Annotated in this window: 11 protein-coding genes and 2 pseudogenes; 4 read left to right on the forward strand and 9 right to left on the reverse strand. The window is 61.5% G+C overall.

All coding sequences use genetic code 11. The features are described 5' to 3' along the window. Position 1 precedes the first annotated feature (1 nt). The 4 genes from O2S87_RS09560 to O2S87_RS09575 form a co-directional block, all read right to left on the reverse strand. Entirely contained in the window at positions 2-541 is a 540-nt protein-coding gene (locus O2S87_RS09560) for a DUF7287 family protein (RefSeq protein ID WP_475408570.1), read from the reverse strand. Next, positions 538-2,571 carry a type II secretion system F family protein gene (locus tag O2S87_RS09565; RefSeq protein ID WP_475408571.1) on the reverse strand — a complete coding sequence of 678 codons (2,034 nt, stop codon included), beginning with the start codon at positions 2,569-2,571 and terminating at the stop codon, positions 538-540. The genes O2S87_RS09560 and O2S87_RS09565 overlap by 4 nt, the downstream gene beginning before the upstream one ends. Further along, positions 2,568-5,528 carry a type II/IV secretion system ATPase subunit gene (locus O2S87_RS09570; RefSeq protein ID WP_475408572.1) on the reverse strand — a complete coding sequence of 987 codons (2,961 nt, stop codon included), beginning with the start codon at positions 5,526-5,528 and terminating at the stop codon, positions 2,568-2,570. The genes O2S87_RS09565 and O2S87_RS09570 overlap by 4 nt, the downstream gene beginning before the upstream one ends. Positions 5,529-5,612: 84 nt before the next feature. Further along, positions 5,613-6,008: a DUF5778 family protein gene (locus O2S87_RS09575; RefSeq protein WP_475408573.1), complete on the reverse strand. Its 396-nt coding sequence runs from the start codon at positions 6,006-6,008 to the stop codon at positions 5,613-5,615. Between the two features lie 105 nt (positions 6,009-6,113). Here O2S87_RS09575 and O2S87_RS09580 point away from each other — a divergent pair, with 105 nt between their 5' ends. After that, the gene (locus O2S87_RS09580) at positions 6,114-6,833 is read left to right on the forward strand and encodes a hypothetical protein (RefSeq protein WP_475408574.1); all 720 of its coding nucleotides are present in this window, start codon (positions 6,114-6,116) and stop codon (positions 6,831-6,833) included. A 98-nt stretch (positions 6,834-6,931) separates the two neighbouring features. Here O2S87_RS09580 and carA read toward each other — a convergent pair whose 3' ends face one another. After that, entirely contained in the window at positions 6,932-7,996 is a 1,065-nt protein-coding gene (gene carA / locus O2S87_RS09585; RefSeq protein WP_475408575.1) for a glutamine-hydrolyzing carbamoyl-phosphate synthase small subunit, read from the reverse strand. A 96-nt stretch (positions 7,997-8,092) separates the two neighbouring features. Between carA and O2S87_RS09590 the strand changes: the two genes are divergently transcribed. After that, on the forward strand, positions 8,093-8,506 hold the full coding sequence (locus O2S87_RS09590; protein WP_475408576.1) for an Lrp/AsnC family transcriptional regulator: 414 nt from the start codon (positions 8,093-8,095) through the stop codon (positions 8,504-8,506). A gap of 53 nt (positions 8,507-8,559) precedes the next feature. On the opposite strand, the pseudogene O2S87_RS09595 reads toward O2S87_RS09590, so the two are convergent. Together O2S87_RS09595 and O2S87_RS09600 are read right to left on the reverse strand one after the other, a co-directional pair. Then, a pseudogene (locus tag O2S87_RS09595) lies at positions 8,560-9,018 on the reverse strand (hypothetical protein); the annotation flags it as partial. 27 nt (positions 9,019-9,045) lie between these two features. After that, entirely contained in the window at positions 9,046-11,817 is a 2,772-nt protein-coding gene (locus tag O2S87_RS09600) for a GLUG motif-containing protein (RefSeq protein WP_475408577.1), read from the reverse strand. A gap of 251 nt (positions 11,818-12,068) precedes the next feature. On the opposite strand from O2S87_RS09600, the gene O2S87_RS09605 reads away from it, so the two are divergent. Next, on the forward strand, positions 12,069-12,836 hold the full coding sequence (locus O2S87_RS09605) for a helix-turn-helix transcriptional regulator (RefSeq protein WP_475408578.1): 768 nt from the start codon (positions 12,069-12,071) through the stop codon (positions 12,834-12,836). A 129-nt stretch (positions 12,837-12,965) separates the two neighbouring features. Next, complete coding sequence (locus O2S87_RS09610) at positions 12,966-13,532, forward strand: NUDIX hydrolase (protein ID WP_475408579.1); 567 nt, start codon at positions 12,966-12,968, stop codon at positions 13,530-13,532. 60 nt (positions 13,533-13,592) lie between these two features. Here O2S87_RS09610 and O2S87_RS09615 read toward each other — a convergent pair whose 3' ends face one another. Beyond that, the gene (locus tag O2S87_RS09615) at positions 13,593-13,790 is read right to left on the reverse strand and encodes a hypothetical protein (protein WP_475408580.1); all 198 of its coding nucleotides are present in this window, start codon (positions 13,788-13,790) and stop codon (positions 13,593-13,595) included. 146 nt (positions 13,791-13,936) lie between these two features. Continuing rightward, a pseudogene (locus O2S87_RS09620) lies at positions 13,937-14,298 on the reverse strand (ISH3 family transposase); the annotation flags it as partial.

Consider the following 14,298-nt stretch of genomic DNA (forward strand, 5'->3'; position numbering starts at 1 on the left):
CTCACCACACCTTCACCACGAGTCTGTAGCGCTCGTCTTCGATCAGCACCGCTCGGCTGGCGACCGAGACGTCTGAGGGAATCCCGTCGGTGCCGCGCGTCAGTCGGTACGACTCGCCGTCGACCGTGTGTTCGACCGCCGGACCGGTCGACGGCGAGTCACCGACTTCTCTGATAGTGACGTTCACGTCGCGATCGCCGACGCCAAGTAACTCGGCGGTCTCATCGTCGGCGGTAAACCCACAGTCAGCGGCGTCGGCGAGGTCGCTGTCAGCGTCGGCGTCGAAAAAGACGGCCGTACACGCCGTCGAGAGCGTCGACGGGGCCGTTGGATCGGCGACCAACACCGAGTCGGTGAGGTGGTCGGCCGTCCGATCGGCGACGATCGACGAGCTCCCGGCGGCGCTCGAAAACGGCTCGAAAATCGCGGGCAAAAACGCGAACACGAGGCCGACGGCGATAATAAAGATGCCCGCGCCGATCGCGAAATCGATCACGGTCTGGCCCCGGCTGGTCGGTTCGCAGGTGCAGAGTCGGCTCATCCGACCACCACCCACACCGCCAGCGCGATCGTCTGGAGAATCACGACGAACTTGACCCCCGAAACGAGTTTCGCTGTTCGGATGTAGCCCGCGATCAGTCCGGCGAGAATCGCCTGGATCGTCACCGCGTGGAAAAACAGCAACGACAGCATCTGTGGATCGACCCCGCCGCCGAAGTCCTGTGAGCCCTCAACCGCGTCGCTTCCGCCGCTGGTCGACTGCTCTGTGAGCCCGGCCATCACGTCGATGAACTGCGTCTGGAGAATGGCCATCACGCCCAACAGCGTGAGATACGTCATCAGGATAATCGCGACCTGCATCCGGGTTCGCGAGATCCGCTCGCGTTCGATATCGTCGGTGTTTTCACTCGCTTGGGCCGCGGTTCGAAGCACGTCGGTGATCTCGCTGGAGGCCTCCTGAGCCTCGGTGATGAGTTTGATCGTTCTGGCCAACCGCGGGAGGTGGTACTTGTTGTTGAACTCGACAAACGCCTCGCGGAGACTCACCCCGTAGTTGACTTTGGCATACATGATTTCGAACTCCTCTGCCAACTTGCCGCTAGAGGTCTCGGCAACGGTTATGATCGACTCGAACAACGTCTGGCCGGTGTCGTTCGCACTCGAGAGTTTGCGCAGGTTCTCCGAGAGCTTGCTCGTGACCGTGTTCCGCGAGTAGACGTTCCACTCGTAGAACACCGCCAGCGGCACACAGACCAGATACATCGGTACATAAAACCAGATGAACGTGCTCCAGACGGGGCTGTCGATCCACGACTGGACGTCGAGGGGGGCACGGCCGGTCGCGACCGCGACGGCGACGACCACGGTGACCGCAGGGACCGTCAACACGAGAGTCAACACCGGATTATCCCGGAAAAACAGGTGTGGGGCCGACAACAACTGTTTGGTTTTGTACGTCCCCTCGCGGGCTTTGATCCGGTCGAACACCCGAAACCGGCCGACGAACCCCTCAATCAGTCCCAGATGGACGAGCCCCTCGTTGGTCGACTCTTCGAGCCGGGCGCTCTGGTTTGCCGGTCGGAGGTAGCCGTCGCCCGGTTCGTCCTGTTTAACCGTCGAGACGAGCACCAAAAACGCCGCGCCGATCAACGGAATCATCGCATACACGGTGCCGTACAGCATGTAGTCTTGGGCTTCGCCGAGCATCCCCATGATGACGAGAATAATCACGAGCAATAGGGGAAACAGCGAGAGCGTCATGTACATCTCGCCGAACAACTCCAACGTTTCGAGCGTCATCTCCTGTTGCTGTTTGGCCGTCCGCATGTGGGCGTCCTTCTTGTCGTTGAGAAACGCCTCCATATCTCCGCCGGAGTTGATAATCGAGAGCATGTCGGTCAGAAACTGCGAGAGCGGCTCGCTTGGCGTCTCCATCGACTGCTTGCGAATCGCGTTGCGGTAGTCGGTCCCGAAGTACTCGGTCTCGTTGACGATGCTCTGGAACTCCCGTGCCACCTCGTCGTAGGTATCTTCGGCCTCTGCCATCGACCGAAGGATTTCGAGCTGATTCAGCCCGCCGACCGACAGCGCGTACATAAACGAGATCGCATCGGGCAGCAGGATGTTGATGTTGCGCTTTCGCTCTCCCGCTTTCAGATATGGGACACTGACCAGTCCGCCGAACCCCAGCCCAAAGCCGAGCGTTCCGAACACGATCCCCGCGAGGCCGACCGTCACCGGGACGACCAGCGTCCGAAGCAGCTCCGCAGTCTCCGAGTTAGATACAGGAATGCCGAGGCTCAGTGTCTCCGGCGAGAGCACGCCCAGCTGGAAGACGCCGAACCCCAGCAGCGAGCCGAGTATCCAGAGCACCCCGCCGAGGAGCGTTCCGACGCCGAGCGATCGGGCGAGATACTGCTCGACGGTATCGCCCATCCGGGCCTCTGTGAGTTTGGTCTCGACCGAGTCGACGAAATCGCTGTGATCATCGAAAAGAACCCCAAACAGCGGATAAAACATATCCGCGAGGGTATCGGTCCCCGAGTCACTTCGACCGGTTTCGAGGCTCATCGATCGTCTCCGGCGGAGTCGCTGTCTTCGCCCCATCCCCCGACTGGCTCGTCTTCTCCCCAGTCGCTGGTCGGTCGCTCCTCATCGAGATAGCTGTCAAACGGGTTGTCGGTGTCGCCGGATGACTCTGCGATCGGACCTGCTGGGCTGTCTGTCTCGGTATCGTCTGGATCGTCCGTCGACCCGCTGGTATCATCTGCGGTCGATTCGTCCTCGTCGTCTGCTATCGCCTCGTCATTGTCGACCGTGCCATCCGCGTTGTCGACTGTGTCATCCTCAGTGTGGACTGTGTCATCCTCAGTGTCGACCGTATCAGCCTCGGCGGCGGTCTGTTCCAGCATACCTTCGAGCACCTCGCCGACCGAGCCCGAGGCCCTATCGCGGTACTCTTCGAACAGCTCGTCGGCCGACGAGAGGATTTCGGTGGCGACTGTTTGTTGTTCCTCGCCGGGATCGGGCCGCGGAACCAGTGCCTCGATCTCGGGGTCGACGTCGATCAGCACCGACTCCATCTCCCGGAGGTCTTCGAGGCTGGCTTCGAGCCGGTCGGTCGCCATCAGCCCGAGCACCGTTTCGGGATCGCTAATGTACGCCTGGAGCGTCGCAGCCACCTGCGTGTAGGTGTTGAGCCCGCGGTCGATCAGGTAGGCCAACACGAGTCGACGCTCGAACAGTTCGCGTTCGAGCTGCTCGGTCGTCCAGCCACGGTCGAACGTGATCTCTTCGAGGGTGTTCGAACTCCCCATTTTGAGGAACTCGTCGCCCTCGGCCTGCCACTGGAAGATGTCTTGGACATTTATTTCGTCGTTCTCGGCATCGTAGTGGTTGATCTCGGTGAGCGACTTGTTCCGCCGGACCTTCTTGCCCTGGACGCGCGTCGACGTCTGAATCGACACCAGATCGAGCGCCGAGAACATCGTCTTCGAGACGTTGATCGGCTGGGTCGTAAACCGCTTGAGTACCTCGCCCACCGAGTCGGCGTGGAACGTCGTATATGTCGTGTGGCCGGTCGACATGACCTGGAACAGGGTCCGACCCTCTTCGCCTCTGATCTCGCCCATGACGATGTAGTCGGGCCGTTGGCGCAGCGCGGCTTCGAGCAGGTCGAACTCGTCGATGTCGCCCTTGTCGCCCTCGGTGAACGACGGCCGCGTGACCGAGGCAATCCAGTTGCGCTGCGGGAGTTCGACCTCCCGCGTATCTTCGATGGAGACGATCTTCGTGTTCGATGGGATGAACAGCGAGACCGCATTGAGCGAGGTTGTCTTCCCCGAGGCGGTACCACCCGCGAAAATCAGGGATTTGTCGTTCTCGATCGCCAGCCAGAGAAACGCCATCTGGTCGAGCGAGAACGTCTTCCAGTTGATGAGGTCGATCGGGGTAAAGGGGACCTCCTTGAACTGGCGAATCGTGTAGTTGGTTCCGTGATCCGAGACCTCCCGGCCCAGCGTCAACTGGGCACGCGAGCCATCTGGAAGCGTAGCGTCGACCTGTGGGCTGCGTTTCGAGACACCCTTGCCGGATCGCTGGGCGAGTTTGACCACGAAATCGTCGAGTTCGGTCTCGCCGTGGACGATGTTGGTGATGATCTGCTCGTAGCCCGAGTGGTAGACGAACACCGGCGATTTGTAGCCGTCACACGAGATATCTTCGACGTTGATGTCGTGTTTGATCGGGTCGATCCGCTCGTAGCCCAGGAAGTTCCGCTGGAGGTAGTACAGCAGTTTCTCGACCTGGTACTCGGTCAGTGTGTCGGGGTCTTCGGCGATCACGGCGGGTTCGGGCCGGGCGGCGATCCCCGCGATCTCGCGGCCGGTCGACTCGTCGACTGTCGCCGAGCGTTCGATCCCGACACTCGCCAGCAGCTCGCCGAACTCACTTTCGGGATCGAGCTCGAATCGGTACGCCTCGGGGTCGAGTCGGTCGGGAACCAGCCGCTCGGCAAGGGGTGGCCGGTCGTCTGGCCCACGACTGCGGTCCCGCGAGCTGAGATACTCGCCGTAGCGGGTCCCGGCCGCGCGAGTGGTCGACTCGTCACCGTCGTCGAACTCGTCAAACATCCCTTCGAGCCCTTTGATCGGTGTTTCGAACCGCTCGACGAGCCCTTCGAACCGATCGAGCAGCCCATTGGTATACCGAGCGAACGTCGGGCCGACCCCGGCCAGCTGATCGCCCAGCGTCGACTCGCCGCCCGGTTCGTACAGGCCGTAGCGGGACAACAGACGATACGTTTCGGTCTCGATCACTGCCCGACGAGCCGACGAATCGGCCGCCTCGGCACCCTGGTCGCCGTACTTGATCGCGGTTCTGAGCTTGCCGGTGAGATAGGTCTCGATCTCGCGTTCGATCTCGTTGCGGTAGGGTTCGACGGTGTAGTACTTGGTCTCGTTTTCCTTGGTCGACCGGAAGATGATCACGAACGAGTAGGGCTCGTTGACCCAGTAGCGTTCGATCTCGACGAAATGCGTCTTTTTGGCCATCGGCACCGCCTTTTCGAGATCGTACCGAGTGACGAGCGTCGACCTGCCCTCGTCGGTCGTAAAGAAGGTGTTCTCGTCGATCTCCTCGTGGACGTAGACCGTTCGCTCGTCGACTAACTCGGCCAGCTGCTCGGCGGTGGCTGCGCCGTCTGCGAGCATCGAATCGAGTGCGTCGGCACGAAATCCCAGCGCCTCGTCGCGATCAAAGGCGATCAGTTCGCCGTCGTCAGTGCGTGGCCGACTGCCATCCGACTCGTAGTAGTAGGCGCGCTTGTGGTGTTCCCAAAGCCAGGTGTCTTTGACGACTGGTGTCGTCTCGGGGTCGCAAAACGCCTGAAAAAAGTCGTCGAGCCGACGAGCGCGGTCGACGGCGGTCTCGATCGAGTCGCGTTCGTCTGCGGGTGACGCCGCCGCGAGCCCCGAGGCTCGGTCGTCCGACTCGGTCTGCCCGGAACCGTCGGCGTCGTCGACTGCCATAAACCGTCATACCTGCTATTTACATATATAGCTCTCGGGGATAGTATCAACTCTGATAACTAATCGGACCGAGTGGCCCGAACGCTACTCGGGAACTGGAGTGGCCTGGTGGCCGAGCGCTTCGACGGCCTCGACGATCGCCTCCTGGTCGGCGGTCGCCTCGTAATAAAAGACGAGATCGAACGTCCCCTCGCGGAGCAGTTGTTGGCACTCCCAGACGAACGAATCGTCGTCGAGGGTAAGCCCCTGGAACTGGTTCGAGGCGAACTCGGCGCTGTCGTTGCCCGCGTAGATGTACGACTCGCCTTTGCTGGCGTGTTCGGCGATGATGTCGTTCAGTTCGACGGTGAGCTCGTGCATTTCGAGGTCCTGTTGACCGGTAAGATCGGTGTGGACGATGAGCCCGAGCAGTTCGATCTCGCCCGGTTCGAGCAGGGCTTTCGTTCGCGTGTACAGATCGGCGTCGAGAACGTCGCTCATAGCGAACGTGGGCGGTCGACCAGTAAACGCCTGGCGATTCCGCTGGCCCGAAGTCGTCACCAATTGGACACGAAGGTTTATTATTCGTCTCTGGAACCGTTAGGTATGTCCGAGTCGGTCCGCCAGTTCATTATTGGTCGTGACCGATCGATCACGAAGCACGTGTTGGTCGTGACGGCTATGCTGAGCGTTGCCGCGTTCGGAACGCTGGCCGTTCCAGCGTTTTGGGAGCGCTACGTTTCTCCAAGCGGAACCGAAACCATGCAGCTGGCAGCAGCTATCGGCTTCGTGATCTCGGTTGTGGCCGCCGTGTTTGTCGTTTCGAAAACCGGCGGCGTCAACCCATACGTGCCGACCGCAGCGGTGTTCGTCGTGCTGACGAGCTATGGGATCTCTGGAGTGGTCACCAGCTGGCAGCTCCTGTTTTATATCGGGCCGACGATCTTTCTGGGGGTTCTCGCCGCGCTGTCGGCGTACGCTAACGATGGCGCGGTGGCCTCGCTGTCGATCGTTTTCTTTCCGGTTGTCGGCTATATGATCAACGCGCCGTACGGGCTCGCCGAGGGGTTTAGCACCCTCAACCGCGTTCGAATCGCGCTGCTTTTCGGACTGTTGTTTACGCTCTCGATCGGCATCGCTGGCTTTCTGGTCGGCGTTGGGATCCGACGGCTCGTCGACTACACCGATCGAACTACCATTGAACAACTCTCCCCGGTCGGCGAGAGCGAGATCGGGATCGACGCCGAGCCATCGGCTGACTCCCGGTTCGGATCAGGCGACCCCACCGACCACCGGACGGGGTCGGGCGATTCGACCGACGAGTAGTCCTTCGAGGAGCCGACAGTCAGGTGGAGTAAGAACAACACGGACCGAAACGTCGGAACGAACAGCCAACGAGAGGTCGATGACGGCGAGAAGGTAGATTAGTCGGAGAGTGCGACTGGTTCGGCCGAGTCGACCATCGCCAGCACGTCGTCGAAGAAGTCCAGCGAGTCGTTCGGCCCGGGGTTGGCTTCGGGATGGTACTGACGGGTGATGATACCGAGTTCCTCGCTGGCGAGCCCCTCGGCGGTATCGTCGTTGACGTTGATCTGTTTGATCGATAGCTCACCGGGGTCCGAAACCGTGTATCCGTGGTTCTGAGTGGTCATGACGACGCGGCCCGAATCGAGGTCACGAACGGGTTGGTTGACGCCGCGGTGGCCGAACGACATCTTCTCGGTGTCACCGCCGAACGCGCGGGCGACGATCTGCTGGCCGAGACAGATGCCCGCGATCGGCAGTTCGCCAGCGAACGTCTCCACGAGCGACTGGGCGTTGGTGAAGTTCGCGGGGTCGCCCGGCCCGTTGGAGATAAAGAGGACATCCGGGTCGACCTCGCGTACGTCGTCGACGCTGGCGGTACACGGCAGAACGTGAACGTCCGCACCGCGCTCGGTGAGCGAGCTGATAATCGAGCCCTTGGCCCCACAGTCGATCAGCGCGACATCGAACGAACCGTCGCCGAGGTGGGTCGTCGCCTCGGGCGTCGTGACCTGCGAGCCGATGTCGACGTGGTCGCTCATACCTTTACACTCGCCGAGTTCGGCTTTTGCGTCTTCGGGCGTGACGCCCTCTCCGGCGGCGATCCCACACTTCATTGCACCCTCCTCTCGGATGGAAGTCACGAGATCACGGGTTTCGATGTGGTCGATCGCTGGCACGCCCTCGCTTTCGAGCCACGTCGCCACGTCGTCGGTAAACTCGCGAGCGACCGCGGCGCGGGGGTGGACACGTCTGGATTCGAAGCGGTCCGCGCGGACCCCGTAGTTACCGATCAACGGGTACGAGAAGGTGAGCACCTGCTCCTCGTAGGAGGGATCGGTGAGACTTTCTTCGTATCCTGTATAGGCAGTCGTGAAAACTAGTTCTCCGCGTGTGAGCCCCGGCGCGCGACAACGGGCCTCGATCACGCGGCCGTCAGCCAAGGCGATGTAGGCGTCCGACATTACGAGTTACGTATCGTTCTTCGTTCTTAAGTGCGTCGTTCGAAGCTAAGCTACGAAATTCGTAATCAATAACCCGCTCGGCCCACATGGGTCGTCATGGACGATCTCGACCGCCAGATTCTCTCTATCCTCCGCCGGGACGCACGGACGCCCTACACGGAAATCGCCGACCGCGTCGGTACGAGCGAGGGAACCGTACGGAACCGCGTCGACCGACTCACCGACGACGGGGTTATCGAGCGCTTTACGGTCACCACACAGACGGGCAACGTCAAAGCGATGATCGAGGTCTCGGTCGACATGAACGTCAATACGAGCGCGGTCTCCGAACGAATGGCCGACTGGGAGGAGGTCGATTTCGTCTGGCAGGTCTCGGGCGAGGACGACATCGTGCTCGTTGTCGACTGTGTCGACACGCAAGCGGTCAACGATCTCATCTCGCAAGCTCGCGAGATGGACGAGGTGAAAGGAACGACGACGCGGCTGATTCTCGACGAACGGCTCGGCTGATCGTCGCGCGTGCAGTCGGCTCAGTCGTCGACTGGATCGACAACTGTGAGCCCGAGATCGAGTTTCGGCCCGCCGTTGAGGCTGACTTCGACGCCAACCGGCCGGTCGGCGATGGCGACCTCGCGCTGGACGCCCAGAAAGCCGCCCGACGCGTCGTGGACATTCGTCTCCACTGGCGTCGACTGACTCGCATTGAGCAACGAGGTTCGGTGTTCGAACACGTCACTAATCGAGACGCATCCGGCGTCCCACTCGCCGCTGGTGGCGAACTGTGTGGCGTTGGCCTCGTTGCCGACCGGCGAGAGGAGTCCAGTCGAAACCTCGGGGTAGTCAGACCGGCCGACGAAAATGGAGGGTGAAACGCTGCCGAACTCGCCGTCGTCCGCGACGGTGGCGAACCGGTCGTCCACCCCGTCGAGGCGATCGAGGATCTCGTAGGATTTCTTGTCCGCGAGGCGTCGGCGCTCGGCGCGCTCGTTTTTCTCGTACTCGATGAACTCCGAGAGCCGCATTAGCGGCGAAAAGAGTCACAGGCGGCTTTAAGGTTCGGTCCCTGGCTCCTCGTCGGCTTCGGCGTCATCCCGTCGACGCCAGAGGACGCCGATCACGACGACCGCCACGAACAGGACGATTGCCAGCCACCACGGCTGGCCGCTACTGATACCGTCTCCGTCGGTCTCACCGTCGTCGACGGTCAGCGAACCGGCCTCGACGCCGCCGACCGCAACGGTGTACTCGCCGTCGCTATCCGGGGTGTGCTCGAATTCGAGGTCACTCGTCTCGCCACCCGCGAGACTGACATCCTCGCTTTCGACGACCTCACCGTCGATCGTGAGGTCGACCGTCCGTTCGGCATCACCTTGGCCGCGGTTTTCGACGGTTGCCGAGATAGTCGCCGTCTCGCCGGAGTCGATGGTCGACTCGCTCAGACTGGCCTCGGTGACGCCGATCGGATCAGCACCGGTGCCGATAGCGAACACCGAGAACTCCGGCATCGTCCCCTCGAACCGATAGTGGGTGTCGTCGCTGTCGGTCTGGGTGGTCTCGCGGGTCTCCCACTCGTCGTCGAGTCGGTGGTGGAGCGTGGCCTCGTTGGCGTCGACGCCCAGTTCATCGAGGTAACTCTGCCGGACGCTGAACTCGTAGGTCGCTCCGGAGATTTCGTCGGATTCGAGCGTGTGGTCGATTTCGACGTAGCCCGCCGAGACGTTGTTGGTGTCGCGTTCGAACGCGGCCGCGGCGTCGCTGACTTTGTCGGGTGGCGACACCTGCGGGGTCGTGCCGACCGGTCCGAGGTATGCGGCTCCGCTGGCGAGCGGCGTAAGCGAGGACTGCGACCCGCCCAAACTGCCGCTGCGTGTGAGGTCGCTCTCGTAGGTCGTCACCGACAGCTCGAAGTCGCGGTCGGTGTTGAGATCGACGCTGAGCCGATCCGAGCGCACGTTGCTGGAGCCATCGTCACTATCGTCGCCGTCCGACGCGTCACCGGAGTCGTCGGTGTCATCGCCGCCTTCCTCGCCCGAGCCATCCCCATCGTCATCATCGCCCGTGATGTAGGCGTCGTCGCCCTCAATCACGAGTCGCTGGCCGGGTTCGGGGTTCGACACCGAGATTCGGGTCTCGGGAGCGCTCGTCTCGCCTTCGTTGTCCGAGTCGTCCCCACCGGACTCCTCGGTGTCGTCCGAATCACTCGAATCGTCCGAACTGTCGACGGTCACTGTTGTTTCGGAGTCGTCACCCTGTGGTTGGCCCCCAACACTGCCACCGCCGCCGTTGTTATTCGTGTTGCTGCCGGTGTCCTCTATGGTGGCCGTCGCGGTGTCCCTCTCGTTTTCGCTCGCCACGGTCACGTCGCCGGTGCCGTCATCGTCCGAGCCGGTGTCCCACTGGAGATCGACCGAGTCGTTCGACTCGCCGCTGTCGAGGTCCACAGCGAGGTCGTCCTGCTCACTGTTGGTGAAGTCGGTGTCGGTCAGCGTGGTCGACTGCTCGCCGTTGGCACCCCAGTTGGTGACGTTCGCGGTGACATCGAGGGTGTCACCGGCGTCGACTGGCTCGTTGGTCGACTCGATGTCGACGGCGAAGAACGGCTCGGCGTCCCACGCGAGCGTGGGGTAGCCGTCGGTGGCCATCCACGTGTCGGTGAACGCGAGGCGGCTCATCTCGGAGACAGCCGCCGACCCCTGCATTTCCGGTGCGGGCTCGGTGTCGTCGGTCTCACCGAAACCAGTGAGGTTCGTCCCACTGTCCCCGGTCCCGATTGCGTCGGACTGGTTCGCCGTTCCCTTGTCCCAGTAGGCATCCTCGACATCACTGTCGAAGTTGTCCCCGACGAGGCCGCCCACCTTGTCGTCGTCGTCGCCGTCGACATCGCCGGTCGCGTACGACTCGGTGATGGTGTCGAGGTAGGCATAGCCGACAAGGCCGCCTAACTGTTCGTCGCCGTCGACATCGCCGGTCGCGTACGACTCGGTGACCTGGTAATTGCTGTACCCGACGAGGCCGCCCACCTCGTAGCCGCCGAGGCCGTCGACCTCGCCGGTCGCGTACGACTCGGAAACATTCAAATAGTTCTCCCCGATGAGGCCGCCTGTGTCGCCGAAGCCGTCGACATCGCCGGTCGCGTTCGACTCGGTGACCTCGCCATTGTTTAACCCCACGAGGCCGCCAGTTACGCTGGAGCCATTGCCGTCTACATCGGTGTGCGCGTACGACTCGGTGACATTTTCGTCGTTGTCCCCGACGAGGCCGCCCACTGAGCCTTTCCGGGTGTCGCCGTCATCGCCGACGTCGACATCGCCGGTCGCGTACGACTCGGTGACATCGCCATCGTTGGCCCCGACGAGGCCGCCCACGTCGATATCACCGGTGATGTCGACGTCCTCGACGCCGACGTTCTCGATAGTCGCCCCACTGTCCACGACCCCGAAGAGTCCGACATCCTCACTTCGGTTGATGTAGAGGTCCGAAATCGTGTAGCCGTCGCCGTCGAACGTGCCCTCGAACCTGTTGGTCTCATTACTGATGGGGTCGAAGCCCTTGTCGCCGTTCCACTCGTCGGTCCCGTTGGCTTTAATCTCGTCGACGAGGACGTAATTCTTATCCAATCCTTTGTCCTCGATACACTGCAACTGTGAGACGTTCTTGACTTCGTACCAGTCATCGTTTTTCTCGTAATTTACATCACCACAGGTCGGTGCGCTGTCGGTTGCCGCGACCGTGTCGACCAACCCCGGCGCAATCGCAACCACCGATCGGAAAAGGAGTACCGAGAAGACGACCACTCGAAGGTGGTTGCGGAGTTCGCTCATTGCCATCCGCCGCCGAATACACAACTTGTCTGCTCGGTCTCTCCGCGTCGATACGTCGCTTTGATCATCGCTTGTCCGGTTCTCGGAGGTCTACTCCAACCCACGGGACCATTCATACAGGAGTCTGGATGTGTTTAAATTAAATAGTCACCGTATACGCAATGTTTCACGAGTGGACTATTGTTCACCGACGAACTGTCGACCGTGATGATAGCTGAAAGATTATATTACAGACACCCCGATATTCCAGCATGGATGAGTCCGGACTGGAGGATGATATTCGCCTGCTCCAACGGGCACCGATTTTGGCTGCCTGTCGTGAGGGTCCCACCGACCGGTCGACCATCGCCGAGCGGTCGGGCAGTTCCCGGACGACCGTCTACCGGGCAACGACGGAGCTGGTGGCCGATGGGCTGTTCGAACAGCACTCGGGGGAATACACGCTGACGAATTTCGGGGCGGCGATGCTCGATTGCCTCACGCAGTTCCAAGCCACACTTGGGGGAACCCGACACCTCAGGCCCTTGCTCGACCGAATCGACGCCCCGGAACTCCGCGAGAACGTCGACCTGTTTGCCGACGCGGCTGTTATCGAGGCCAGCCCCAATGCTCCCTACGCTGTCGACCAATACCTCGTGTCGATCATCAGCGCCAACAGGGGAGAGTGGTTCGGGTTTACGCGGGCCTACGGTTCTCTCGCAGTCGTCGAGGCGACGACAGAAGCTATTTTCGACGGGGTGAGCGCCGAATGGGTCTTTACCAGGGATGTGATCGCGGCGATCTCCAGACAACATCCCGAACACCAGAAAAAAATCCGCGCGCTCGACCGGACCGCAAGCTACGCCGTCGACAGCTTGCCGTTCGATTTCGCGGTCTATGACGGGACGCTCGTCCTCATCGGGATCGACGACACGACCGGGGTCCACGCGGTCATCGTGACGACCGACAACCCCGATGCTGTCGCGTGGGCGCGTGAGCTATTCGAGACGTACCAAGACCGGGCCGAACGAGTCGCGTAAAAACCGGTCGCCACGCGATCGACACCGGCGTCAGGCGAGGTGTCTGCGGTTTCATCGCTAGTGCGGAGTCGGGAATCGACCGCAGCCGGTATCGAACGCTTATTTAGCCCACTGCGTGATAGCCCATATATGAGCGCTGACGACGCCGCCAGCGGCGACCTTCACGAAAACGCCGGACAGGACGTAATCGCCGTCGACGCCGACGACACCGAGCAAGAACTGGTCAACCGACTCGACGCCCACACGGGCGACGGCATCCGCCACCGGGCGTTTACCTGTCTCGTGTTCGACACCGAGGGTCGACTCCTGTTGGCCCAGCGAAGCCCTGAAAAGCGACTCTGGGATACCCACTGGGACGGGACGGTCGCCTCCCACCCCGTCGAGGGCCAGAGCCAGGAAGACGCCACGATCCAGCGGCTCGAAGAGGAACTCGGCGTCACCCCCGACCAGTACGACGACGTGGAGCTCACCGACCGCTTCGAGTACAAGCGCTACTACGAGAACGCGGGCGTCGAGTGGGAGGTCTGTGCCGTTCTCAAGGTCACGCTCGACGACACGGCGCTCGATCCCGACACCGAGGAGATCGCCGGGCTGCTGTGGGTCGACTACGACCACCTCCACGCCAACCCGCAGTGGTACCGTCAACTGCGGCTCTGTCCGTGGTTCGAGATCGCGATGCGCCGGGATTTCGCGTAAGCTCCGTGGTCGTCGGTAATTATGTCCGTCGACGACTGATCATTTCCGCGTACATGTTGATCACTTCCGCGTGCGTGTAACCGAAGTTCCTGTTTTCTCGCCGACGATCTTGACCGAGTAGACGCGCTCGCGCGGGATGAGTTCGTACACGTCCCGACCGTTTTCCTCGCCAGCTTTGACCCGCCAGGTTTTGGTTTCCTCCTTGTAGGTGATGTTCGGTACTTCCCGAACGCAGCTTCGTGAGTTGTGTTGAGTCACACTTCATCTGATCAAATGGTTGGCGGTAGCTGTGTGAAGAATGAGATAGCGTTCACAGACGAAGAGAATCAAGCGAGGGAAGCTCATCTAGCCGTCAGAGACGGGTGCTGTAGCTCAGGAGGCGCTTACCGAGGCCGCGGGCTGGCTCAGCCCGCGGCCGGTGCGTACGCTTCTGGTACACCGACGCCGTTCATTTCTATCTCCCAACTCCGCTCTAGTTCCTCCTCTAATGCGTGTCTGATCCAGTCAGAGAAGGTTTTGAACGTGAACTCTTCGGGCAGGTCGCGCCCGCCCCGCCGTGGGCGGGCGACGACCGCCCATCGAAGCACGAGCCAGAGATTTTCCAGCAAGAATCCAACTAGGACAAACGCAAAGCGGACGATTGGATCCTGAGTCGTCGTTACCACCCGTGCTTGGCGGAAGACACGATAACTCGTCTCAATCGCCGAGCGTTTCCGATAGAGCCGTTCGACCTGTTTGGGCGTGCGATCAGCCAGATCGCACGCCA

The sequence above is a fragment of the Halohasta sp. A2 genome (genome assembly GCF_056175805.1).

Bases quoted from the DNA above. Each gene is read 5' to 3' on its own strand.
- O2S87_RS09605 (WP_475408578.1), top strand. From the start codon at position 12,069: ATGGATGAGTCCGGACTGGAGGATGATATTCGCCTGCTCCAACGGGCA.
- O2S87_RS09580 (WP_475408574.1), top strand. From the start codon at position 6,114: ATGTCCGAGTCGGTCCGCCAGTTCATTATTGGTCGTGACCGATCGATC.
- O2S87_RS09600 (WP_475408577.1), bottom strand. From the start codon at position 11,817: ATGAGCGAACTCCGCAACCACCTTCGAGTGGTCGTCTTCTCGGTACTC.
- O2S87_RS09590 (WP_475408576.1), top strand. From the start codon at position 8,093: ATGGACGATCTCGACCGCCAGATTCTCTCTATCCTCCGCCGGGACGCA.
- O2S87_RS09610 (WP_475408579.1), top strand. From the start codon at position 12,966: ATGAGCGCTGACGACGCCGCCAGCGGCGACCTTCACGAAAACGCCGGA.
- O2S87_RS09570 (WP_475408572.1), bottom strand. From the start codon at position 5,528: ATGGCAGTCGACGACGCCGACGGTTCCGGGCAGACCGAGTCGGACGAC.
- carA (WP_475408575.1), bottom strand. From the start codon at position 7,996: ATGTCGGACGCCTACATCGCCTTGGCTGACGGCCGCGTGATCGAGGCC.
- O2S87_RS09575 (WP_475408573.1), bottom strand. From the start codon at position 6,008: ATGAGCGACGTTCTCGACGCCGATCTGTACACGCGAACGAAAGCCCTG.
- O2S87_RS09560 (WP_475408570.1), bottom strand. From the start codon at position 541: ATGAGCCGACTCTGCACCTGCGAACCGACCAGCCGGGGCCAGACCGTG.
- O2S87_RS09565 (WP_475408571.1), bottom strand. From the start codon at position 2,571: ATGAGCCTCGAAACCGGTCGAAGTGACTCGGGGACCGATACCCTCGCG.